The sequence below is a fragment of the Colwellia sp. KS18-150 genome, assembly GCF_057551365.1.
The window spans coordinates 132,260-154,921 of record NZ_BAAJMC010000004.1; the positions used below are offsets into that span (position 1 = coordinate 132,260).

Genomic DNA, 22,662 nt, shown 5'->3' on the forward strand with positions numbered 1-22,662 from the left:
GAGGATTCCTGCTAGGTAAACAAATATAGATACGTTAGTATGTTACACCAAGTGTATTAGGGTAATTGTCTCAGATTACTTTGTTAAATAAAAGAAACTTAGTATGATTTTCCGTTATGACGCGAGTCAAGAAAAATGCCCGTTACCACTAGTAAATTTACGTTTAATATTAAAAAAAATGCGCAGCGATGATACTTGCATTATTAAAGTTTCAGATAGTGGCTCTATTGATGACATTCCTAAACTGTTGTTGAAATTAGGCTATAAACATACGTTAAACACAACCGTTGAAAATATTGTTGAAATTACAATAACGAATAAGAGCGAATAAAAGGCAAGTTATGATTAAGTTGTTCAAAAATTGGTATGCACGTAAGTTTTCTGATCCCCATGCTGTTACTTTGATGGTAATTCTCATATGTGCCTTTTTATTTATTGCGTTTTTTAGCAACTTATTAATGCCGGTGTTAGTGGCATTGGGAATCGCTTTTTTACTTGATTTACCCGTAAATAAACTCATCAATTTAAATCTATCTCGTACTAGTTCGACCATGATCGTGGTTGGAACTTTTATTGGCATTACACTTATTGTCATGTTGGGGTTAACTCCTGTTATTTGGAAGCAAAGCAGTAGTTTATTGCAAGAAGTTCCACATATGGTTACGGAAGGTCAAAAATACTTATTAACCTTACCGGAAAAGTACCCTGATATTATCCAAGCATCACAAATCGAAACCTTTATCTCGTCAGTGAAGGAGAAACTATTGGAGTGGGGGCAGCTGGCTTTAACGGTTGGTTTAAATTCTATTTCAGATATCGTTGCGTTAATGATTTATCTTATTTTAGTACCTTTGATGGTGTTCTTTTTCCTTAAAGATAAGCACGACTTGCTAATTACTTTTAAAAGCTTTTTACCAAAAGAGCGACGTATGGCGGTACAAGTAGGTAAGGAGATGAATCAACAAATCCTTAATTACATACGCGGAAAAGTGATAGAAATTTTAATTGTAGGTATTTCAACGACTATCGCTTTCATCTTTCTTGATTTAAGTTATGCAGTGCTACTTGGCGTACTGGTTGGTTTATCCGTTTTAGTACCATATGTTGGAGCGACGATCGTTACTATTCCAGTATTTTTAGTCGCGTTATTTCAATGGGGATTTAGTAATGAATTAGGTTATGTGATGTTAGCTTATGGCATCATTCAAGCACTTGATGGTAACGTGATTGTACCGTTACTTTTTTCTGAGGCTGTTAACCTGCATCCAGTTACTATTATTGTCGCGGTCATTTTTTTTGGTGGTCTATGGGGCTTTTGGGGAGTGTTTTTTGCGATACCATTAGCGACTCTGGTAAAAGCGGTTATTAACGCTTGGTCTTCAACACAAACAGAGTAGTTAGAAGTGCTGCAAATAAGCGCTGGGCTATTTGCAGCATAAGTCTTATGGGTTTAACTCATTTAAGACATCAAGCACAACTTGATGATGATCTTTAGTTTTAAACTTATTAAACACATGGCTAATTTTACCATCAAGACCAATTAAAAAGCTTAACCTATGTATACCATCATACTCTTTGCCCATAAATTTCTTTAATCCCCAGACTCCAAAATCATCAGCCACTTTGTGATCAACATCAGAAAGAAGTGTAAAATTCAACTCATCTCGTTGGCAAAATTTATCTAAACGCTTAGGAAGATCAGGAGATATACCAAACACCACGGTATTTAATGCTTCTAGCTCTGACTTTATGTCTCTTAAGCCTTGTGCTTGAACTGTACAACCTGGCGTCATAGCTTTGGGATAAAAATAAACTAAAACTTGTTTCTTACCAACAAAACTTGCTAATTCGACAGTTTGTTCATTCTCATCTAAAAGAGAAAACAATGGTGCGATATCACCTGTGTTAAGCGTATTCATAAATATCCTGTTAATAAGTTAATGTCATTATATGAGGTTATTGGCTGCTTGTTTAATACAACCTTGTACTGCAAACTGCTCACAAAGCTGGATAAAGTCACTTTCAATATCTTCTATGTTTATTTTTTGCGTTAAGGCAAAAGAGATACTAGCACTCATATGATTTGACTGAGGGTCAATTTCTGATTTTAGTGAAGATATGTCTATTTTACGTGTTGCGAAAAAAGCGGTCATTGCTTTTAATATACCAGGCTGATCAATACCGGCGTATTCTGCTTGATAATGCTCGACTAAGTCATAAGTTTTATGACCAGAAGTACGCTTCATCATGGTGATCAGCTCTAAGTTATGTGCCACTTTAGGAAGGCGAGCTTCAATTTTATTGATAGCACGATTATCACCGTTTAATAACATGATAAAAGTAAACTCTTGACCGAATATAGCCATCCTGCTATCTAATATATTGCAACCGCATTCACTTGCTAATTTAGTTAACTCACTAACACAACCTGTTCTATCAGAGCCCATGGCTGTTAGTACTAAATATTGTGACATTAAAACGCCTACGCTGAATAAGAAAACGGCATTATATACACAAAGTTTCTCAAGATACAGGAAACTCGTCACGGTATGAGTGAAACATCACTAATAAAATATATCTGAACTACTTGTGTTTGCAAAACCAGCAAAGTACCATGGTGCGCTAAAAATTGTTCTGGTAACTTAAGTGCTATGGGCTTTAATCAAAAGTGAACCATTTGAGTTATTTACCATCCAATGAACAGCTAAAATTATAAAGTGTTTCCTCAGGAGTATTAATGAGTCGTCAATTGTTTTATTTTTCAGTGTTAAGTTTATCATTGTCAGCCTGTAGTGGTGTTGATAATAAACGAGCACAGGGAGATTTTGATTATGCAGAAAAAAAAGAGTCAAAAGCGTTTGTTATTCCTGAATCTTTAGATAAACCAGCAAAACAAAATGAGTTTTTAATTCCAGAAAATACTAATATCAATGGGCCTATTGGCGAAAAGATGGATGTTAGAGCTCCATCACTTGTGTTACCTGTAGCAGCCTCTTCTCGTGTTGTTTCAGATTCACATGAAGCGATTATTTGGTTTGATAAAGTACTTGAAGATAAAGAGCTGGTAGTTTTTATAAGAAACGCCATTATTAGCCAGCTAATGTCTGATGATGTGAGTTATGAAGAAATTCAGTCTGATGTGGAAAATGAGAAAGACTCAACAAGTTTAGTATTAGAATCCACTTGGTATCACAGTGAAGTAGAAACTGGTTGGTTATTCACAGAAGTTGAACTGTCGACAAGCTTACGTTTTCGATATGAATTAAAAGCTAAAACACATGGCCGAAGTGTTTCCTTACAAGTCACCTTAATTGATTACATGAAAACAGATGTTGAAGGTGGCAGTAAAACGGTTGATCCTATCGATAAGCAGCGTGCTGAAATGGCTATGCTAAATGAGATTGTGGCACAAGTTGATTATGATTATCGCTTACAGCAACGTGAAAACCGTTTAATGCGTGCGAATCAAAAATTAGTCACTATTGGAGAGAACCCTGAAGGGGAAGCGGCATACGTAGTTGAAATGGCCCCTGATAACCTTTGGACCAATATGCCTGTTTTCTTTGAAAAACATGGCTTTACAATTACCGATTTAAATGAAACTAATAAAATATATTATGTTGATTTTAGTAAGCCTGATATTAGTATTTGGGACTCAATTTGGGGTGATGAACCACCAGTTGTTGAAGTTGAAGATGCTAAATACCAATTCGTACTTTCACCATTGGATGATCAAAATCAAACAACGGCAGTGAGTATCTACAATGTTGATGGCGAGCCAATTCCACTAGAAACATTAGAGCGTATATTCCCTGTAATGGAAGCGGGTTTATCGTTTAGAAATTTTTATTAAATGAAAGCTTAAAAATTAAATTAAAAACGCCGATTCATCGGCGTTTTTTTATGCTCATTTTAAATGGATGAATGAAAGTAGGGCTTTCTTCTTGTTTAAGGTTTATTTGATATTGTCTTTATTTATCGTTGGCATTTTGTGAGAGGTTTTACTACTTCTAGGTAATGTTTCTTTCATATCATTTAAATTGGTTTTACGCATTTTGTGATGACTACTTTTTTGAAATGTACTTAAATTACCCACGATGATCACCACCGCTATGACAATCATAAGTATTGCAAGCCAGTTATCCATTAGAAATACCTGTTAATTGTGTGTTTATTGACGATTCGTTATTAATATTTATGACAAACTGTTTAACGATATCGGTTAAATTATTGATAATGGCCTCTTTACCTTGAATTTTACTGCTATGCAGACAAGCTTTTAATATATCGATATTAAAAGCTTGTTCATAAATGCAGGCAACAGGCGCATACGATAAGTGCCAAGGCTCTTTGGCAACACCGCCACGATAATGATCATAGGGAAAATAAAACCCTAATGATTGTGCCTCTTTAGCGAGAAAATCAGATAACTTTGCCATTGGACCTGATGTCTCATACTCCCAAGGCTCAAGTTGTAAATGTTGATCATGTGCTAATAGGTTAGGCGCATAAACATCTATATCGCAGCCCCAATGATGACGACTAGCGCCAGGCAAGGCAGAAAAAAGTAATATTGCTTGAGTAATTTCAATTGATGACAAAGTTGATATTGACAGGTTTTGGCCATTAATATCTTTAATATGCGTTTTGCCAAGGTATTTATTATTCCATATAGATAACTGGCGCTCAAAAGAGCGATATCCACTGGCAATTTCAATGGTAATACCATTTTCTTTGCCTTTAGTGACTAATGCTTGAAATGCCAGCAGCATATCCTGATGAATGCCTATTTTTTTTTCAGGGTACTGAGAATTTTGGGCGAAATAATGGATATGGTTATCTATTAACCCAAGCGATTGTGCATTAAGATCATTTTTTATCGGCTCAGTCAAAACGGTACAACCTGTGTTACTTACTATCATCTGCTAATAATACCCGCTTAAGGCAAGCATAATAGATGTCGCACAATTTGTCTAAATCCGAGCATGACACTGATTCATTTACTTGGTGAATAGTAGAATTACATGGGCCTAACTCGATAACTTTTGCGCCTGTTGGTGCGATAAATCGTCCATCAGATGTGCCACCGGAGGTTGATAATTGAGGGGCCATATTGGTTACCGATTTGACTGCGTCACTTACTGAAGAAAGAAAGTCGCCTTCGTCATTTCCTAATTCGGTAATAAATGGCTTACCATTAAATGTCCATTTAATATCGTAATCTAATTGGTGCTTGGCTAATATCGACTCAACTTGTTCAACAATAATTTGATCCGTAAGCTCGGTGCTGTATCTGAGATTAAATAAGGCGGTTAAATGACCCGGAACAACATTGGTTGCACCTGTACCAGAATTAATATTTGATAGTTGAAAGCTTGTCGCTGGAAAGTAATCATTACCCTGATCCCAATGAACCTGGCTTAACTCAACTAATGCCGGCATCCCTAAGTGAATAGGATTCTTAACATGCTCAGGGTAGGCAACATGTCCTTGCTTACCTTTAATATCTACATCGGCTGAAATAGAGCCCCTTCGTCCATTTTTAATGACATCACCAACCTGATGAGTACTTGAAGGCTCGCCAACAATACAATAGGTGATTTTCTCATTACGGGCTTCTAAAGTGTCAATGACTTTGGTGGTGCCATTAATAAATGGACCTTCTTCATCACTGGTAATTAAAAAAGTAATAGCACCATGATATTTTGGAAAGTCGGTTACAAATCGCTCAGTAGCAACTACCATAGCTGCTAAGCTGCCTTTCATATCAGCGGCGCCTCTGCCATAAAGCATGCCATCGATAATCGTTGGCTCAAAAGGCGGGGTATTCCACAGCTCGAGATTGCCTGCAGGAACGACATCGGTATGGCCAGCAAAACAAAATACTGGATGCTCACTTTGGTCACTTCCATTTCGTCTTGACCATAAGTTAGTCGTATCGTGAAACACCATTGTTTCATTAATAAAACCAAGTTTAGCTAACCGCTCTTTGATTAATGCTTGGCATCCAGCATCTTCAGGGGTAACTGAAGGACGAGAAATTAATTCCTTTGTTAAGGCAATTACGTCACTTTGATTCTCAAACATGGTCTTTATCCAAGGCAAATAATGCTTGATAAGTTTGTTCTTTAAAACCTAAGTGTAATTGTTTTTGTTGTTGCTCGTTTTCAATTAATAATAATGGTCTTTTTAATAAGGTTGGTTGCAAAAGAGCTTGCTCAAAAGCAACCTCATCAGATAAATTATTTTTAACTTGATCTGATAGGTTTCGATAAGTGGTACTGCGTTTATTTAGTAATAAACTCCAGTCACTTAAACTAGAAAGTTCTATTAATATCTCTGACGTTAACGGTTGTTTTTTAAAGTCGTAAAATTCAAAGTTAACGTTCTGAGCCGTTAACCATTTAAGTGCCTTTTTTACTGTGTCGCAATTGTTTATACCGTATAGAGTAATATTCATTTTAATGGTCTTTAGTTTGTTGTTATGTCGATTCGCTAGAAAAGTTGTTGATTTAGGAGTGAATAACTTGGTAGTTATTGGCGCGTAGAGCTTCCACTGCTTTTGTTAACGTTATTTTCTTAACAAGAATATAATCAGTATCAAAGGTAGATATAGCAAAGATACTTATTTTTTCATTTGCTAGCACAGTCGCTATGCTCGATAAAATACCAGTTAATGAAAAATCTAATGGTCCTACAACTTCTAGAGCTTGCCAATCAGGCTCAACATCATCACTTTCTATTTCAATGTCTTGAGGTAGCACAATTGACACTTCATCAAAGGTTTTGGCAATAAAGTATATCGGCGCATTAAAAACCTGGGCCGGGATTTGACTATGTTGAGGTAAGCTATGAATAGCAAAAGATTGATTAAGTAGCTTTAACGTTAACGCCATTATGTTCTCTCCTATGAGAAAATATAGGGGAAATAGCATAACAACTTTTATCATGGAACTCTAGAGAATGTAGTGATACCAATTACACTAATGAATCATTGTGTTTACTATAAAGATCATTTTATATTGATCTTAAAAGAATAACGTAGAAAAGCATATAAAATGTGTTGTTTTCTACTGTTTATGTAATGGAATATTGAAAGTAAGGTTAAAAATGATATCCACAAAACCTGTGGATATCATTGTGCACAATCTGGGTGAGCTATGCTAAGTCATTGAATGTGTTATTAAAGAATTAAAGGGTAAAAAACAACCCTTTAATTTCTGTTTACTAGAGTATTAAAAATACCTTCTTGGTTTGCTTTTTTGATCTATGTAGTTATTTATACAATCAAGTATGAATAACTACGCCTGTGCTTGAATTGCTGTTAAAGCGATGGTGTAAACAATATCATCAACAAGCGCTCCACGAGATAAATCATTCACTGGCTTATTCATGCCTTGTAACATAGGGCCTATACTGACAAGATCTGCAGAGCGCTGTACCGCTTTGTAAGTTGTATTACCTGTATTTAGATCAGGAAATATAAATACTGTCGCTTTACCTGCGACCGGGCTATTAGGCGCTTTTTTCTTGGCAACATTTTCCATAATGGCCGCATCATATTGAAGTGGTCCATCAATTATCAGATCAGGTCTTTTTTGCTGAGCAATTTGAGTGGCTTTAGCTACCTTTTCTACATCCGCACCATGTCCCGAGCTACCTGTGCTGTAACTGATCATAGCAACACGTGGAGGAATCCCAAAAGCTGCAGCTGAGTCAGCAGACTGAATTGCAATATCGGCAAGCTGCTCGGCGTTTGGCTCTGGATTAATCGCACAATCACCATATACAAGTACTTGCTCAGGTAAAAGCATAAAAAATATTGAAGAGACAAGTGAGCTTTCTGGTGCTGTTTTAATTAATTGTAATGCAGGTCTAATGGTATTGGCTGTGGTATTCACAGCGCCTGATACGAGACCATCAACTTGACCTAATTGCAGCATCATAGTTGCTAATACCACGTTATCTTGAAGGTTTTCATTAGCGATAACTTCAGTGACGCCTTTTCCTTTACGTAACTCGACCAGTGGTTTGACATAATTGTCACGAGTATTTTCAGGGTCGGTGATAATTAGCGAGCTAGGTAGTTGAATACCTTGTTGCTCTGCAATACGGAGTATTTCTTCTTTATTCCCTAATAGTTGGCAACGGGCGATATTACGTTCACAACAAATAGCTGCCGCCTTTATTGTTCTAATATCTGTACCTTCAGGCAAAACAATGAGTTTATCCGCTTGACGGGCTTGCTCTGTGATTTGATGCCTGAATGCTGGAGGAGATAACAGATAGTTTGATTCAATTTTAGCTGAAAGTTTGGTTAACCATTTAGAGCAAAGGCTGTCGGCAACATGTTGTCTGACTTTATCGTGACGCTGAAGATCATCTTTGGGGATCTCAGGGTTAAAGCTCATGATATATCGAGAAGTTTGCCAAGTATCCCATGGTACAGACAGGACTGGTAAACCGGCATCTAAAGCTTGTTGACATAATTCCCATACTTGCTCTGAAGGTTCAAAACCATTGGTCAAAATAAGTGCGCCGAGTTTAGTACCATTTAGCGCAGATAAACAAGTTGCGATGATGATATCAGTACGATCACCTGGGGTGACAATAAGTCGACCAGGTACCAGATAACTGACGAGGTTACTGACACTTCGAGCACAAAAAGCGACACTACGAAAACGTCTATGCTCCATATCGCCAGCATTGATTATTTTTGCTTCTAGATAGTTACTGACATCCATAATGCGTGGTGCAATAAGATCCATTTCCCATGAAACAGAGCCAAGTAAATTGAAATGCCTATTCTTAAAGATACCTAAGTTATTCCAGTCATTAATATCAAAATCGGTATTAATATCTTCTTCGCGGGGAAGTAAACCAAATTCATCTTGATCAGGAGCGTTTAATTTATTAATGATACAGCCAATAAGATGTTTGTTTTTCAGGCCGCCAAACGTTTCGGCGCTAACTTCGATACGATCGTTAAACTCATTTGGGCTATCATTACCTGGGGCGGCAACGAGAACGATTTCAGCACTTAGCGCTTGAGCGACATCTCTATTGATCCTTGCGGCATAAGGCTGTCTAGTTGTAGGAATAAGTCCTTCAATAATAACAACTTCTTGGTTTTGATTAAAATCATCAAAATTGGCAACTACTTCCTCAAGTACAACATCATGCTTGCCTTCAGCCATCTTTTCTTCAACATAACTTAATGATATGCAGCGGCTGTTTTGTGATAGGCTGATGGCATCTATTGTCGAATTTTTCTTGGCTAATTTATTACGAGAAGGTTGGCTAATAGGTTTGAAATGACCTACTTTAATGCCTTTTTGTTCGCAGGCGTGTAATAAACCTAATGAAACACTAGTCAGACCGACACCAAAACCAACGGGAATTAACATAATACGATGAGACATAGATTATTTCTCGCTTGTTGCTAGTGGTAAGTTAAGTAATTGTGCAGATTGCTCGGCAATTACCCATTCTTCATTGGTGGCAATAACAAAACAGGCACGAGATGATTCCTGAGCAATGTTACCACTGTTACCAAAGCGCATGTTTTCATTTTTTGTATTACAAAGGTGAATATTGAGTAAAGAGAGCTGTTTGGTGACTTGCTCACGTACCCAAGATGAATTCTCTCCGATTCCACCTGTAAAGATCAAGCCATCTAATTGGGTTAAGCTTGCACTAAATGAGGCGATATATTTGGCAATACGATAACAAAAAACCGTTAAAGCAATTTTTGCTTGAGTAGTTTGTGGGTGATTTTCATCAAGCATAGCAGTTTCAAGTGTTCGACAATCATTACTCAGTGTTGATAGCCCTAATAGTCCACTTTCTTTATTTAATAAGGTATCTACTTGTTCAATGCTATAGCCTAATTGCTCAACCAAATGAACAACAATGCCTGCATCAACATCACCACTGCGAGTACCCATTATGACACCTTCAAGTGGAGTCATTCCTAAACTGGTATCAACACTTTTACCATTTTTAATTACAGTAACACTACAACCGTTACCTAAATGAGCGCTGATGAGATTACATTGTTCAAGCGGTTTATTTAAATAACTAGCTGCTTGTTTAGCAACAAAGTAATGACTAGTGCCATGAAAGCCATATCGACGAATGCCATGCTCTTGATAAAGCGCATAAGGTAAGCCGTAAAGGTAAGCTTTTTCAGGCATAGTTTGATGAAAAGCGGTATCGAATACGGCCACTTGCGGTAAATCTGAGAAAGCCGACTGGCAAGCATTAATGCCGTTTAAATTTGCTGGATTGTGTAAAGGAGCTAATTTGGCAAGTTTAGCGATAGTATTTTTAACTTGCTCTGTAATTAAGGTTGGCTCAGCATATTTTTCACCGCCATGTACAACGCGATGGCCTATAGCGACAATACCAGAATCAAGACCATATTCTTTTAATGTTGTAACCAATACGGTTAATGCACTTTGGTGGTCGAATGGTTTAGGGAGAGAAAAGCTTTGCTTTTGCTTATTCACCTCCGCACTCGCGAGATAATTGATTTTTATTAATGCCTCTGGGGTCATCAAACACTCGGCGATACCTGATAATATAGTTTGACCTGAGCTTGGGGTAATCAAAGAGAATTTAACTGACGAACTGCCACAATTAATAACCAAGATAACATTTTCTTTGGTTGCTGAAATTTGTGTCGAAGTTTTTTGAATCATTTTAATGCCGTTTAAATAGAAAATTTATATCTGTTTCAAGAGAGAATATATTATAAAGTTAATGATAGTTAGAATATTGATACAAAACAAAAAATTTAACAATAGAACATTTCATTACAAACACTATAGCTACTATGGCGTACCATAACTTTTCCAAGCTTATTTTAACTGCTATAGTTAGCATATGAACATATCAGTAGTACAAATTATCAAGCTAGGGCAGCGGTATCTAGCATTTTGGCCTGAAAGGCCTGAGCTTTCCCATTATTTCGCGGATTATCAAGCGGTACAAGTCGCACGGTTTGTTTGCCGTTATTTTCCAGCTTTAGCGTTGTTTACACTCATTATGCAGTTGTATGTAGGGTCAGGCTATCCGTTAGGGCAAGGTAGTATTGAAAATGCTTTGAACGCCTTAAGTCAATCTCTAGTGTATGCGTTGTTTATCTTATCTGTACCCGTACAGGCATTAGTAGTCTTAGGTGTGAAAGCTGATAAGTTTCTGCCGCCGTCATTAGCGTCTTGGTATCGTAGTGGCTTGGAAAAAGCAAAAGAGCAGGGTGGAATAACTCAACTTGAAGAGTTAAGTACTGCTAAGCCAAGGTACATTGATTTAGCAAAACTGCTTCAACTTACTTATAACCACCAGAATCGATAAATAATTAAGCGTTTTTATATAACCGCAAAATAAAATCAGCCTGACAAGTAAACTGCTCAGTTGATTTTAGCTTTTCAATGACCTCTGACGATGTTTTAAAAGCCAAAGGGGTCATTGCTAATAAATTAAGTACATCTTCACTATTATCAAAGTTCATCGCATAGGTAAGTCGCTCTTGAGTGACTAATTGTAGTTTATTCATTGCTGTACTACTGACATCATGCTCATTAGCATTTCGATAAATTAATTCCTTCAATTCATAGAGATGTTGTTGAGCAGGTGTAACGGTTAATACGTACCCCTGTGAATTTAATACACGTGTAAACTCTGTTTCTAAAATAGGGGCGTAAACTGATGTTAACCAACTAAAGTAATTATCAGAAAAGCTCAGCTTAGATAAAGTACCGACGCTAAAGTGACAATTTTGATAACGTTTTGCGGCTATTTTGATCGTTTCTTTTGCTATATCAACACCATAAACTTGATTGGTGTTGGTTTTATGCTGATGGCTATAAAAACCTTCACCACAGCCAGCATCGAGTAAAGGTCCATTTTCATCACCATACTCTTGGTAAAGCTCAAGCATCTTATCTACCAGCGGCTGATAATATCCTTTATCAAGAAATGCACGTCTTGCGACGACCATGCTTTTGTTATCCCCAGGTGCTTTTGAATGCTTAAATTGTACAGGTAATAAATTTACATAGCCTTGTTTAGCTTGATCAAAACTATGATTGTTAACGCAAACATAGCTTTTTTCATTACACGTTAAGTCTTCTTGGCACAATGGACAAAGATATTTAGGGGATGATTTCATAGATTAATTACTTTGAAAAAGTTGACCAAATGGGTGCGTGATCAGAAGGCTTTTCAATGGCACGTAATTCATAATCAACATCAGCTTCTAGACACTTTTTACTGACACTTTTAGTTGCCAAAATAACATCAATGCGTAAACCTCGGTTATCATCAAAACCACGAGAGCGATAATCAAACCAAGAATAACGCTCACTTCTATCAGGGTGAAGTTGACGGAACGTATCGATAAAGCCCCAATCCATTAATCGAGTTAACCATTCACGCTCTTCTAGCTGAAAAGAACATTTACCAGTTTTTAACCAACGTTTACGATTAACTTCACCAATACCAATATCTAAATCAATAGGCGAGATATTAATATCTCCCATAACGATGATGTTTTCATCTTTATTATGATGATCATCAAGATAAGTCATTAAATCTTGGTAAAACTTTCGCTTATACGGGTATTTAGTTTCATGATTAATGTTTTCTCCTTGAGGAAAATAACCATTTAACACGGTGATTTTTTCGCCTGACTCATTGGTTGTTTCAACCATGATCATACGTTTTTGTGCTTCGTCGTCATCAGTTGGGAAACCTTTTTGAACACTAACCGCTTCTTTTTTACATAACATAGCAACGCCGTAGTGAGCTTTTTGCCCATGAAAGTAAACATGGTATCCCATAGCTTCAACCGCTTCTAAAGGAAATACCTCATCATGAACCTTGATTTCTTGTAAACCAATAATATCTGGTTGATGTTTATCAATGATCGCTTGTAATTGATGAAGTCTAGCGCGTAGACCATTTATGTTAAAAGAAATTATTTTCATAGTTTAATAGGCTCATTTGAAGCATTACGAATAGAGCTGATCTTGCTTGTTTCATAAGATACTCGCAAGTTATTTTTCAACATCGCGAATAACTTGGTTAATAATCCATCAATAAGGCTGATAAGTGTAAAAAATTGTAATTTAAAGGTAACAGCTAGTACTGCGTATTGTTAATGATCTGTAACTTGTTTAAGCTTGTCTCAGTTGATAAATATTATGTAAAGGAAACAAATATGTCTGACTCAGTGAAAAAAATATTATTAGTTGAAGATGATCGTCAGTTGTCTGATTTAGTAACTGACTTCCTAACCAGTGAAGGTTATCACGTTAAACAAGAATTCCGTGGTGATACAGTGGCGAAAAGAGTTGACCTCTTTAAACCTGATATTATTATTTTAGATATTATGTTACCAGGTAAAGATGGTTTCGCTGTATGCCGTGATATAAGGCCAACATTTTCAGGACCTATATTAATGCTTACTGCTAAAGGTACTGATTTTGACCAAGTGCTTGGTTTGGAAATAGGTGCTGATGATTATGTAATCAAGCCTGTTGAGCCAAGAGTGTTGCTTGCAAGAGTTACAGCCTTATTACGTAGAGGTCAGTTGCCAAATCAAAGCCAAGAAGCGGGTGAGGTTAACTGTGGTGAATTACATATAAATAGAGCCTCTAGAAAAGTTAGTTTGAAAGGCGAAAATGTTGACTTAACGAGTCAAGAGTTTGATCTATTATGGTTACTTTCAAGCAAAGCGGGCGAAGTTCAAAACCGTGATTATATTTATAAAGCGGTTGTCGGTAGAGAATATGACGGTTTAGATAGAAGTGTCGATGTTCGTATCTCACGTTTAAGAAAAAAACTGTTCGATGATACCGAAACGCCATTTAGAATTAAAACTATTTGGGGACAAGGTTATTTATTTGTTCCAGATGCATGGAATTAATTTAACGTCTTTATTAATTAAGCGAAACAGCGATAAGCTGCTTCGCTTTTTTTATTTTTTAATTATCTATTGTTGAAGGCTAACTATGACCTCTCGAATTAATTTTGCTGGCCGCTCTTTTTTCAGTCTTTATTTTCTTATTATTTCAACCTTTATCATCTTCTCTTGGGTACTTGATAATGTGTGGAACAGTTATCTTGAACAAGATATAGAATCTTACACCGGTTATAAAACCATGCTAATGGCTGTGGGAGATTATGTTAATAATCATCCGGAGCATGAGTGGCCTGAATTAATAGCTAAAACCGGAGCACGATATGAGTTACCGTTAGAATTAATTAGTTTAGCAACTTTTGATGCTATGGAGCATGAGGATCATCAAGCGTTAAAACATGAGAATACCCATATTTATTACAATGATGACATCGTTGTATTACATTATTTAATCCCTAACTCTGAAACGGTTCTTACATTAGGCCCTGCGCTTATGCCAACGAGGCCCAAAATTAAAGCGATTTATCGTGTTGCAATAATGGCAGCCTTTGGCGCTATTATATTTATGTGGTTATGGCCCGTATCAAGGGATTTAGAGAGCCTTAAAAAGGCCACCAGTGAGTTTGGCCAAGGAAACTTTAATACCAATGCGCCTAGTGCAAAATCTAGCATGGTTGCTCCCATGATAGGCTCCTTCAATATGATGGCATCGCGTATCAAACGATTAATTGAAGCGCATAAAGAACTAACTAGTGCGGTTTCTCATGAACTAAGAACGCCATTAGCTCGCAGTAAGTTCGCCTTACAAATGTTATCTAGTGTTAAAGATGATGAAAAAAGAGCTAAGTATCAAGCTCAAATAAATAATGATGTTTGTGAGCTCGAAGAGTTAATTAACGAAATGCTAATTTATGCCGCTTTTGATAGTGATAAACCAGATCTGCATTTTATCAATGAAGATATAAAGTCATTAGTGCATAAACAAATAGCAAATCATGAAAAAGTAGGCGCTAATATTGAGCTAATTGATAATGGACAAGGCTTGCAAGCTATTTGTGATAGCCACTTTATTGACCGAGCGCTTAACAACTTTATCAGTAATGCAGTTAAATACGGTGCAGGTAAAGTTCGAGTCACTATCTCTGTGGTTAAGTCCGGTAAGAACAATAAGTTGTGTCAGTTATGCGTCGAAGATAATGGTGATGGTGTTTCTGATGAGTTTAAAGCAACCATTTTTGATGCGTTCTCTCGTGGCGATCATTCTAGAAATAGAGAAACAGGTGGTTTCGGTCTTGGGCTAGCTATCGTTTCTAGAATTATGGAATGGCATCACGGTAGTGCAAGCGTTGCCGATAGTGATCTTGGTGGTGCGGCATTTACACTAACCTGGCCAGTTGAATAAATATTTAAAAATAGGTAAAGCTTTTTAATACCTTGCCGTTAACCTTTTTACTAACTTAATTCATACCCAAAAGGGTATAAGTAAAAAGAGCACATTCATTGGCCTTAACTGCAGTAAAACAACTTGCTAATAATACCATTGATGTAGAGCCAAACAATCTTGGCTCTACATCAAATACGTTATTACATGAATTGCAATTTGGTGAGCAGTTAAATGAATGTGTTCACCAAGCTAGGCGCGCTGACTTTTCTTTAATGCTTGCTATGCTTTGTGATGATGTTAGAGAGCAAAGCCAGTTTTCTTTACCTCAGCATAAGCCATCAAGTAGAGTACTGACTGAAGAAGCTCTACGTCAGCAGTTTCAATTACCTAAAAAATCCCCATTAGCTTTAGAGTCTCTCGCACAGATTAATGATTATAATCAGGCCGAGGATATCAAAGAGCTCAATCTAGCAAATATCCATCTAAGTAATAGTATTAATCCTAAGCCTTTAGCATTTCGTGATGATAAGAAACATATTTCTAGTCAAGTGATGACAAACACCACCTTAGTTTGCCAAGCAAAACATGCGATTGCTGATGATACGGTTTTAAATAAACGTGACTCTATGCATGTAGATGCATGGCTGCAAAATATTCAAACGTCATTGGTTAAATCACGATTAATTTCAGGCCTCGCGGCCTAAACTTTATCAATGCTTTGATTGCTAATTATATTGTTAAATATTTAGCGCAGCACTGTTTATACTTTTTATTTTTTTTGTTAATTGCAGCAGGCCAAGCGGTAGGGAAATCATTACATGGACAAATCTGTTTACGTGATATTTTCTTTTGTTTAGTGTGCGCAATAATGGTTCCATCAACATAACGCCATTGCAGTAATTGATTGTTGGCTTCCTCTCGTATAAATCTTGATTTTTCACGCATTTCGTAAACACTATCATGACTAATGTAATAAGCAGAAAACTCGACAAATCCTTCTAATTCGTTCGATGATTTATCAGTTCTATTGTGAATGACTAATGCAATCCAATGACAATCTTCTGCGGACTCTTTTATCTCATCGATATGCAATGATATGTGGCATTCTTTAGCATAAGTATCATAGATATATTGATAATCTTTCACTACATAAGCGCTAAACCTCGAGCGCATCAATTGCTCTGGATGTTCAGCTAATTTAACTTTATTAATTAATGGTTTGCAGCATTCAGTATAGAGATCTTTGCTGCCACAAAAACAAATTTGATTTGATTGCATCGTTGGGTAGTTAAAACTATATTGGCAGGCTAGTTTAGCATAAGGATTGTTATTCGAAACCGATTAATTAATACCGCTCTTTTGGTAAGGGAATTCATCCGATAAAACTAGCAACTGGTAGCTTTCCCTTACACTTAAGTTATTTTTTATCATATTCTACTGCTTGCTTCATATTGAACATTAAGCAATTCAACAGTATAACTATATTCTATCCACTTAATTTTAACCCCAATAAAGACTATATGTATGAAATTATTGTCATTGAAAAGTAAAATTGCCTTAGCGTTAAGCTTTACTTTAGTCGCTTGTGTGAGTACTGAAAACTCGACAGAAACACTAACCAAAACTGAGAAAGCTGCGACTATTATTCCATCTGCAACAAACGTTAATAACACGGTCAATCAAGATACCGTTATTACGCTTGAACAAATTATGGCTGATCCTGACTGGATGGGAAGAACACCACACAGCTGGTATTGGGGAGATGATAGCAATACTATTTTCTATCAACAAAAACAGCTAGGAAACCCACTTAATGATCTTTATGTTAAAGATTTAGTTAATGATCTTGGTAATGGCTCAAAAGTTAAGCTGGCTAAAATGCATATTGTTGCTGATGACAATGCAGTGAGTAATGAAACTGGTACTCATGAGGTTTATACCTTTAAAGGTAATGTGTTTGTTAAACAGGTAGCCGATAGCACAGTAAAGCAGATCACTTATACCTCTGCACAAGAAAGTGATGCTAAATTTCTTAGTGATGGCTCAGTGTCATATCGTGTTGGCAATGTATTTTATGCCCACAATATTCAAACAGGTCAAATTATAGAGTTAGCAAATTTGAAAATGGCAGATAAGCCACAAGGGCTGCAAGCTCCGAGTAGTTATCTTGCTAAAGAGCAACACCAGTTAATTGATTACATTGCTTTACAGCATAGAAATAAACAGTTGAGTGAAGCACAGCAACAATCATTAGCCAATGAAAACGCTAGCATTAGAGAAACAAAATTTTACTTCGGTAAAGGTAATAAGGTAAGCCATGCGAGTTTATCGCCATCGGGTAAAAAGCTATTTGTTAGTATTACATCGGCTAAATCAAGCCGTGATAAAACGGATATTATGCCTAACTATATCACTAGCAATGGTGTTATAGCTGCCGAAAAAGTTCGTGCACGTGTGGCCAATAATCGCCAGTACAAAGAAGAGCTATTTATACTAGATTTATCAAAAGGTAGTAAGGATGCGTTAGCCTATGACACTTTACCTGATTTCAATAGGGATGTATTAGCCGCAGTTAAAAAGGAAAACTATGAGCGTGACGGCAAAAAATATCACAGCGAGAAAAGTCCACGTAATATCCATTTATTACAAATGTGGTACCCAGTAAAATGGAGCGCAGATGGTAGCCAAATTGCTTTTATGCTTGAAGCGTGGGATAACAAAACACGATGGTTAACTAGCATTGATTTTGATAATAATAAACTGGTTAGCCAACATAAACTGCATGATGATGCGTGGATTAATTGGAATTTTAACGAGTTTGGTTGGATAGCTTCAGCTACAGGAAGTAAAAGTTTATTTTTCTTATCTGAAGAGAGCGGATATTCACATCTTTATATAAAAGCTTTTGAAGTATCAGGTGCTGGTAAAACACAACAGCTTACTTCAGGTCAATATGAGGTGAGTGATGTAACGCTAACGAAAGATCAACAACGTTTCGTTTTTAAAGCAAATAAAAAACATCCAGGTATTTATGAAATTTACCAAGTGAGTTTAGATGGCGATTCAAAAAACAATATTTCAGCGTTAACGGATCTTGGTGGTATGAATGATTACGCATTAAGTCCTGATGAAAGTAAGTTATTAATTCAGCACTCTAGCTTAACTATGCCTCCTGAGCTTTATGTCAAAACCCTGAGTACAGAAGAAAAAGCTAAACAAGTAACCGATACAGTTTCAGCTAAGTTTAAAGCGATGCCATGGTCAACACCTAACATTGTAGCTATACCATCAACTAAGCAGACTGATCCAATATACTCGCGTGTTTATTTGCCTGAAAACTATGATCAAACGACGGAAAAAAATCGCGCTGTTATGTTTACACATGGTGCTGGTTATCTACAAAATTCACATCTAGGTTGGTCAGGCTATTTCCGTGAGTTTATGTTTCACTCTATGTTAGTACAACAAGGATACGTTGTTATTGATATGGATTATCGTGCATCAAAAGGATATGGCCGTGATTGGCGAACTAGTATCTATCGTCATATGGGTAAGCCAGAAGTCGAAGATATGCGTGATGGTGTAAATTGGATAATTGATAATGCCAATGTCGATGCCAAACGTATTGGTACTTATGGTGGCTCTTATGGTGGTTTTTTAACGTTAATGTCAATGTTTACGGCACCTGATTTATTCGAATCTGGCTCTGCTATTCGATTAGTATCAGATTGGGCGTACTACAATCACGGTTATACTTCTAATATTTTAAACACACCAGCTGATGATGCTATTGCTTATGAGCGTAGCTCACCGATTTACTTTGTGGAAGGTTTAGAAAAGCCGCTATTAATTAATGCGCCTATGGTTGATGATAATGTGTTCTTTGAAGATACGGTACGCTTAGTACAACGTTTAATAGAGCTTGAAAAACAAGACTTTGAAACGGCTATCTACCCAGTTGAGCCACACGGTTTTGTGCAACCTAGCTCTTGGTTAGATGAATACCGTCGTATTTTTAAACTGTTTGAACAGACACTTTAGTTATTGAGACTTTGATTGAATAGGCAAGACGGTTTATGAGTTAATTGATAAATCGTCTTGTATATCATCTGCCATCAACCAATATAGTATAGCGAAAAGTAAGCCCGCTAACGCACCCCACAAATGAGCATCAATAGCAACAGATGCTTCAATGATTGCACTAACATCTTCACTGGCACCATAAATTTTCTCATGAGCAATTTTGAGCCACACGCCAATAAATAGTAAATATCCAGTCTTATCGTTAGTCTTAATATCCATCATAACGCCAAAAACGAAAACACCGTGTAAAACTCCAGACAATCCTACATATTGCTGTATGGTTGGGGTGAAATAATACAAGCTCAAACTGGTAATTAATGCAGTGAATAAAAATAGGAAACTATAATTTTTTAAATTATAAAAGCGACCGTGTAATAACCAAAGCATTATTAAAGCGGCGAGATTTAATAATAAATGAAAGCCATTGGTATGAAGAAAGTGCCCCGTAATTAATCGCCAAATCTCTCCTTGTCCGATTAACTGTTTTTGATAAACAAATAATTCAGTAAAACTATTTCCTGTGAGCTTTTCAAGGATAAAAGCGACTACAGATATTATCGAAACTATAAATACAGCCAACGCTTGTTGTCTGGCTAAAGGTAATGATGATAATTTCATATGTTTTATATTCGCTAAAAGCTGAAGTGAGGCAGGGATAAGTATACAATGACTACCAACACAATTGAATTCAATAGTTTATCTTACTAATCAACTAGCTTTAATTATTATGACTCGAATTTTATGTCAACATTGTCAACGACCTACAAAGGCATGTATTTGTAATTTTGTTGCGCCAGTTAACAACAATATTAATGTCGTTATTTTGCAACATCCAAGTGAAGTTAATCATAGTAAAGGTACGGCAGCTTTATTAACAATGTCGTTAAAGCAATGTAAAACCCTTGTTGGTGAAAACTTTACTGATTGTGAAGAGTTACAAGATATAATTAACCGTTATCATGTTTTACTGCTTTATCCCGGTGAAAGCTCTGTTGTATTAACACCTAATACTAGTGTGGTTGAGCATAAAGAAATTGCTCATCAATTAGGTAAGGAGTTGTGCTTGATTATTCTAGACGGCACATGGAAAAAAGCTTATCGCATGCTGATGCAATCAACTAATTTACAGCAACTTAAGCAAGTTTGTTTACCAGAAAAATATGCTAATAACGGTCAGTATTTGATCCGTAAAGTAGCGAAAACGAATGCTTTGTCGAGTCTTGAAGCCTGTTGTTATGCACTAGCTTTATTAGATTGTACAGAAAGTGAAGCTTTAGCATTAGCTAAGTACCAACCCTTGTTAAATAAATTTGCACAGTTTAATCAATTTCAGTTATCGTTTAGACCTCAGAGTTAATTTCTCGTTCACCTTGACTTAAATAAGCCATCACATGATCTTAAAAAATATTTTTACTTTATCTACAGCGAGTTTACTCGTTTTTAGTAGCGTATCTTTTGCAAATAAAACTATTGAGCAAAGAGAAACTCGCGAGCCTGAAGCTGCTACAGGTTATATTGAAAAAACAGCGGTACATGGTAATAAGTTTATGGTGGCTGCTGCTAACCCATATGCGAGCAAAGCTGGCTTTAATATTTTAAAACGAGGTGGTAGCGCTGTTGATGCTGCTATTGCGGTACAGCTAGTATTAGCTTTAGTTGAGCCACAGTCTTCAGGCATAGGTGGTGGCACCTTCATGCTTTATTGGGATAACGATAAAACTAAACTCACTAGTTTCGATGGTCGAGAAACAGCTCCTGCGGCAGCAACAAGTGAATTGTTTTTGGATAAAAATGGCAAACCACTTAAGTGGCGAGATGCCGTAGTTGGCGGACGCTCTGTCGGGGTTCCTAGTTTACTAGCCACACTGAAAACAGCTCATGATAAACATGGTAAGCTGGCGTGGAGTAGCTTGTTTGAGCAAGTCATCACGTTAGCAGAGCAGGGCTTTGTGGTTTCTCCTCGCTTAGAGAAATTATTGGGTATGAATTTTAATCCAGGTATCCATACCTTACCTGAAGCTAATCAGTATTTTTTCCCAAATGGCAAATCTGTTAAAGCAGGTGACGTATTAGTTAATAAAAAGTTGGCAAATGTTTACCGCAGTGTGGCTAAAGATGGCATTGATGTATTTTATCAAGGTTGGATAGCTCAAAAAATTGTTGAAAAAGTACAAAATGCGGCGATAGCACCAGGCTTATTGTCTATGGAAGATATGGCGTCATATCAAGTAAAAGAACGCGAAGCTATTTGTGGTCCATATAAAAAATTTAAAGTGTGCGGTATGGCGCCGCCGAGTTCGGGTGGTGTTGCTGTTATTCAGATATTAGGGCAGCTGCAATCATTTAATCTAGAAAAATACTCAGCCAATGATGCTCAAGCAATTCATTTATATACCCAAAGTGCCCGTTTAGCTTTTGCAGACCGAAATAAGTATATTGCAGATGCAGATTTTGTTTCTGTACCAGTAAAAGGCCTAATCGACCCTGACTATTTAGCTAAACGAGCACAACTAATTAATCCTAAAGTTGATATGGGTAAAGCACAGGCAGGCTCTCCGCAAGGTGCTCTGGCTTTAGCTAATGACAGTGCCATTGAAAGACCATCAACAACACATTTATCTATTGTTGACGGTGAAGGGAATGCGGTTTCAATGACAAGTAGTATCGAAAATGGTTTTGGCTCAGCGTTAATGGTTGAAGGCTTTTTGTTAAATAACCAGTTAACCGATTTTTCTTTAGCGCCTAAAAAAGACGGCAAGTTGGTCGCTAACCGAGTACAAGCCCATAAACGTCCTAGAAGTTCAATGGCGCCAATGATGGTCTTTAACGAAGATAATTCGTTACGTTTATTATTGGGGGCACCCGGTGGGAGTCGAATTATCAATTATGTCGCTCAAACCATTATTGGTGTTCTAGATTGGAAATTAAGCCCGCAACAAGCCATCAACTTACCTAAAATAACTAACCGCAACCATATAACAACGGTTGAACGTGGAACACCTGCAGAGCAGTTGATTCCATTACTTGAAGCAAAAGGCCATAAAGTACAGTCTCGAGATTTAAATAGCGGTATTCAAGCTATTGAGGTTACCAAAAAAGGTCTGGTTGGTGGAGCAGACCCACGCCGAGAAGGATTAGTCTTAGCTGAATAACTAAGTAGAAATTACTAACAATACAACGGCTGTCATTTTAAAGTGACAGCCGTTTTTATTTCAATTAGAGAAGTCGTAATAATTAAGCCGATTAACATTATTAATATAGAGTGGTT

General features: G+C 36.8%; 23 protein-coding genes. 10 read left to right on the forward strand and 13 right to left on the reverse strand.

The annotated features are described in order from the left end of the window. Positions 1 to 103: 103 nt before the first annotated feature. Together AC27IF_RS08045 and AC27IF_RS08050 are read left to right on the forward strand one after the other, a co-directional pair. The gene (locus AC27IF_RS08045; protein WP_487053508.1) at positions 104 to 331 is read left to right on the forward strand and encodes a sulfurtransferase TusA family protein; all 228 of its coding nucleotides are present in this window, start codon (positions 104 to 106) and stop codon (positions 329 to 331) included. A 10-nt stretch (positions 332 to 341) separates the two neighbouring features. After that, positions 342 to 1,397 (forward strand): AI-2E family transporter, encoded by a 1,056-nt coding sequence (locus tag AC27IF_RS08050; protein ID WP_487053510.1) that lies wholly within the window; start codon positions 342 to 344, stop codon positions 1,395 to 1,397. 45 nt (positions 1,398 to 1,442) lie between these two features. On the opposite strand, the gene bcp is transcribed toward AC27IF_RS08050, so the two are convergent. Continuing rightward, on the reverse strand, positions 1,443 to 1,919 hold the full coding sequence (gene bcp / locus AC27IF_RS08055) for a thioredoxin-dependent thiol peroxidase (protein ID WP_487053512.1): 477 nt from the start codon (positions 1,917 to 1,919) through the stop codon (positions 1,443 to 1,445). Between the two features lie 27 nt (positions 1,920 to 1,946). Next, complete coding sequence (locus tag AC27IF_RS08060) at positions 1,947 to 2,474, reverse strand: glycine cleavage system transcriptional repressor (RefSeq protein ID WP_487053513.1); 528 nt, start codon at positions 2,472 to 2,474, stop codon at positions 1,947 to 1,949. Positions 2,475 to 2,737: 263 nt separating this feature from the next. Here AC27IF_RS08060 and bamC point away from each other — a divergent pair, with 263 nt between their 5' ends. Then, positions 2,738 to 3,853 carry an NlpB/DapX family lipoprotein gene (gene bamC, locus AC27IF_RS08065; protein WP_487053514.1) on the forward strand — a complete coding sequence of 372 codons (1,116 nt, stop codon included), beginning with the start codon at positions 2,738 to 2,740 and terminating at the stop codon, positions 3,851 to 3,853. 102 nt (positions 3,854 to 3,955) lie between these two features. On the opposite strand, the gene AC27IF_RS08070 is transcribed toward bamC, so the two are convergent. The 7 genes from AC27IF_RS08070 to AC27IF_RS08100 all read right to left on the reverse strand — a co-directional run bounded on the left by AC27IF_RS08070 (position 3,956) and on the right by AC27IF_RS08100 (position 10,703). After that, positions 3,956 to 4,147, reverse strand: a complete 192-nt coding sequence (locus tag AC27IF_RS08070; RefSeq protein WP_487053515.1) for a hypothetical protein — start codon at positions 4,145 to 4,147, stop codon at positions 3,956 to 3,958. Further along, entirely contained in the window at positions 4,140 to 4,922 is a 783-nt protein-coding gene (locus tag AC27IF_RS08075) for a M15 family metallopeptidase (RefSeq protein ID WP_487053517.1), read from the reverse strand. The genes AC27IF_RS08070 and AC27IF_RS08075 overlap by 8 nt, the downstream gene beginning before the upstream one ends. After that, positions 4,909 to 6,087: a succinyl-diaminopimelate desuccinylase gene (dapE, locus tag AC27IF_RS08080; protein WP_487053519.1), complete on the reverse strand. Its 1,179-nt coding sequence runs from the start codon at positions 6,085 to 6,087 to the stop codon at positions 4,909 to 4,911. Before dapE ends, AC27IF_RS08075 begins: the two co-directional genes overlap by 14 nt. After that, positions 6,080 to 6,460, reverse strand: coding sequence for a Spx/MgsR family RNA polymerase-binding regulatory protein (locus tag AC27IF_RS08085; protein ID WP_487053521.1), 381 nt, complete (start codon positions 6,458 to 6,460; stop codon positions 6,080 to 6,082). Before AC27IF_RS08085 ends, dapE begins: the two co-directional genes overlap by 8 nt. A gap of 52 nt (positions 6,461 to 6,512) precedes the next feature. Continuing rightward, complete coding sequence (locus tag AC27IF_RS08090) at positions 6,513 to 6,896, reverse strand: ACT domain-containing protein (protein WP_487053523.1); 384 nt, start codon at positions 6,894 to 6,896, stop codon at positions 6,513 to 6,515. Between the two features lie 405 nt (positions 6,897 to 7,301). Further along, a complete protein-coding gene (pta, locus tag AC27IF_RS08095; protein WP_487053524.1) occupies positions 7,302 to 9,422 on the reverse strand; it encodes a phosphate acetyltransferase in 2,121 nt (706 codons plus the stop codon). Positions 9,423 to 9,425: 3 nt separating this feature from the next. Then, on the reverse strand, positions 9,426 to 10,703 hold the full coding sequence (locus tag AC27IF_RS08100) for an acetate/propionate family kinase (RefSeq protein ID WP_487053526.1): 1,278 nt from the start codon (positions 10,701 to 10,703) through the stop codon (positions 9,426 to 9,428). Between the two features lie 184 nt (positions 10,704 to 10,887). On the opposite strand from AC27IF_RS08100, the gene yfbV reads away from it, so the two are divergent. After that, positions 10,888 to 11,358 (forward strand): terminus macrodomain insulation protein YfbV, encoded by a 471-nt coding sequence (gene yfbV, locus AC27IF_RS08105; RefSeq protein WP_487053527.1) that lies wholly within the window; start codon positions 10,888 to 10,890, stop codon positions 11,356 to 11,358. A 4-nt stretch (positions 11,359 to 11,362) separates the two neighbouring features. Here the strand turns inward: yfbV and rlmA are convergent, their stop codons facing one another. Beyond that, complete coding sequence (gene rlmA / locus AC27IF_RS08110; RefSeq protein WP_487053528.1) at positions 11,363 to 12,175, reverse strand: 23S rRNA (guanine(745)-N(1))-methyltransferase; 813 nt, start codon at positions 12,173 to 12,175, stop codon at positions 11,363 to 11,365. A gap of 7 nt (positions 12,176 to 12,182) precedes the next feature. Beyond that, on the reverse strand, positions 12,183 to 12,992 hold the full coding sequence (gene xthA / locus AC27IF_RS08115) for an exodeoxyribonuclease III (RefSeq protein ID WP_487053530.1): 810 nt from the start codon (positions 12,990 to 12,992) through the stop codon (positions 12,183 to 12,185). 245 nt (positions 12,993 to 13,237) lie between these two features. Here xthA and AC27IF_RS08120 point away from each other — a divergent pair, with 245 nt between their 5' ends. The 3 genes from AC27IF_RS08120 (at position 13,238) to AC27IF_RS08130 (ending at position 16,015) form a co-directional block, all read left to right on the forward strand. Then, positions 13,238 to 13,933: a response regulator gene (locus AC27IF_RS08120; protein WP_487053696.1), complete on the forward strand. Its 696-nt coding sequence runs from the start codon at positions 13,238 to 13,240 to the stop codon at positions 13,931 to 13,933. Between the two features lie 85 nt (positions 13,934 to 14,018). Then, positions 14,019 to 15,329 carry an ATP-binding protein gene (locus tag AC27IF_RS08125; protein ID WP_487053532.1) on the forward strand — a complete coding sequence of 437 codons (1,311 nt, stop codon included), beginning with the start codon at positions 14,019 to 14,021 and terminating at the stop codon, positions 15,327 to 15,329. 98 nt (positions 15,330 to 15,427) lie between these two features. Beyond that, entirely contained in the window at positions 15,428 to 16,015 is a 588-nt protein-coding gene (locus AC27IF_RS08130) for a VC2046/SO_2500 family protein (protein WP_487053533.1), read from the forward strand. A gap of 25 nt (positions 16,016 to 16,040) precedes the next feature. Here the strand turns inward: AC27IF_RS08130 and AC27IF_RS08135 are convergent, their stop codons facing one another. Next, positions 16,041 to 16,589: a YchJ family protein gene (locus AC27IF_RS08135; RefSeq protein ID WP_487053534.1), complete on the reverse strand. Its 549-nt coding sequence runs from the start codon at positions 16,587 to 16,589 to the stop codon at positions 16,041 to 16,043. Positions 16,590 to 16,835: 246 nt separating this feature from the next. On the opposite strand from AC27IF_RS08135, the gene AC27IF_RS08140 reads away from it, so the two are divergent. After that, a complete protein-coding gene (locus AC27IF_RS08140) occupies positions 16,836 to 19,352 on the forward strand; it encodes a S9 family peptidase (protein WP_487053536.1) in 2,517 nt (838 codons plus the stop codon). Positions 19,353 to 19,385: 33 nt separating this feature from the next. Here AC27IF_RS08140 and rrtA read toward each other — a convergent pair whose 3' ends face one another. Further along, positions 19,386 to 20,012 carry a rhombosortase gene (gene rrtA, locus AC27IF_RS08145; protein WP_487053538.1) on the reverse strand — a complete coding sequence of 209 codons (627 nt, stop codon included), beginning with the start codon at positions 20,010 to 20,012 and terminating at the stop codon, positions 19,386 to 19,388. 109 nt (positions 20,013 to 20,121) lie between these two features. Here rrtA and AC27IF_RS08150 point away from each other — a divergent pair, with 109 nt between their 5' ends. Both AC27IF_RS08150 and ggt read left to right on the forward strand, forming a co-directional pair. Further along, positions 20,122 to 20,751 (forward strand): tRNA-uridine aminocarboxypropyltransferase, encoded by a 630-nt coding sequence (locus AC27IF_RS08150; RefSeq protein WP_487053540.1) that lies wholly within the window; start codon positions 20,122 to 20,124, stop codon positions 20,749 to 20,751. A 34-nt stretch (positions 20,752 to 20,785) separates the two neighbouring features. Then, complete coding sequence (gene ggt, locus AC27IF_RS08155; protein WP_487053541.1) at positions 20,786 to 22,546, forward strand: gamma-glutamyltransferase; 1,761 nt, start codon at positions 20,786 to 20,788, stop codon at positions 22,544 to 22,546. Positions 22,547 to 22,662 lie beyond the last annotated feature (116 nt).

What these genes read in the sequence shown, in the direction of transcription:
- AC27IF_RS08045 (WP_487053508.1), top strand. Translation starts at nt 104, where the DNA reads ATGATTTTCCGTTATGACGCGAGTCAAGAAAAATGCCCGTTACCACTA.
- rlmA (WP_487053528.1), bottom strand. Translation starts at nt 12,175, where the DNA reads ATGAAATCATCCCCTAAATATCTTTGTCCATTGTGCCAAGAAGACTTA.
- AC27IF_RS08125 (WP_487053532.1), top strand. Translation starts at nt 14,019, where the DNA reads ATGACCTCTCGAATTAATTTTGCTGGCCGCTCTTTTTTCAGTCTTTAT.
- AC27IF_RS08070 (WP_487053515.1), bottom strand. Translation starts at nt 4,147, where the DNA reads ATGGATAACTGGCTTGCAATACTTATGATTGTCATAGCGGTGGTGATC.
- ggt (WP_487053541.1), top strand. Translation starts at nt 20,786, where the DNA reads ATGATCTTAAAAAATATTTTTACTTTATCTACAGCGAGTTTACTCGTT.
- AC27IF_RS08060 (WP_487053513.1), bottom strand. Translation starts at nt 2,474, where the DNA reads ATGTCACAATATTTAGTACTAACAGCCATGGGCTCTGATAGAACAGGT.
- AC27IF_RS08140 (WP_487053536.1), top strand. Translation starts at nt 16,836, where the DNA reads ATGAAATTATTGTCATTGAAAAGTAAAATTGCCTTAGCGTTAAGCTTT.
- dapE (WP_487053519.1), bottom strand. Translation starts at nt 6,087, where the DNA reads ATGTTTGAGAATCAAAGTGACGTAATTGCCTTAACAAAGGAATTAATT.
- bcp (WP_487053512.1), bottom strand. Translation starts at nt 1,919, where the DNA reads ATGAATACGCTTAACACAGGTGATATCGCACCATTGTTTTCTCTTTTA.
- AC27IF_RS08090 (WP_487053523.1), bottom strand. Translation starts at nt 6,896, where the DNA reads ATGGCGTTAACGTTAAAGCTACTTAATCAATCTTTTGCTATTCATAGC.
- pta (WP_487053524.1), bottom strand. Translation starts at nt 9,422, where the DNA reads ATGTCTCATCGTATTATGTTAATTCCCGTTGGTTTTGGTGTCGGTCTG.
- bamC (WP_487053514.1), top strand. Translation starts at nt 2,738, where the DNA reads ATGAGTCGTCAATTGTTTTATTTTTCAGTGTTAAGTTTATCATTGTCA.
- AC27IF_RS08135 (WP_487053534.1), bottom strand. Translation starts at nt 16,589, where the DNA reads ATGCAATCAAATCAAATTTGTTTTTGTGGCAGCAAAGATCTCTATACT.
- AC27IF_RS08150 (WP_487053540.1), top strand. Translation starts at nt 20,122, where the DNA reads ATGACTCGAATTTTATGTCAACATTGTCAACGACCTACAAAGGCATGT.
- AC27IF_RS08075 (WP_487053517.1), bottom strand. Translation starts at nt 4,922, where the DNA reads ATGATAGTAAGTAACACAGGTTGTACCGTTTTGACTGAGCCGATAAAA.
- AC27IF_RS08100 (WP_487053526.1), bottom strand. Translation starts at nt 10,703, where the DNA reads ATGATTCAAAAAACTTCGACACAAATTTCAGCAACCAAAGAAAATGTT.
- yfbV (WP_487053527.1), top strand. Translation starts at nt 10,888, where the DNA reads ATGAACATATCAGTAGTACAAATTATCAAGCTAGGGCAGCGGTATCTA.
- AC27IF_RS08050 (WP_487053510.1), top strand. Translation starts at nt 342, where the DNA reads ATGATTAAGTTGTTCAAAAATTGGTATGCACGTAAGTTTTCTGATCCC.
- rrtA (WP_487053538.1), bottom strand. Translation starts at nt 20,012, where the DNA reads ATGAAATTATCATCATTACCTTTAGCCAGACAACAAGCGTTGGCTGTA.
- AC27IF_RS08085 (WP_487053521.1), bottom strand. Translation starts at nt 6,460, where the DNA reads ATGAATATTACTCTATACGGTATAAACAATTGCGACACAGTAAAAAAG.
- xthA (WP_487053530.1), bottom strand. Translation starts at nt 12,992, where the DNA reads ATGAAAATAATTTCTTTTAACATAAATGGTCTACGCGCTAGACTTCAT.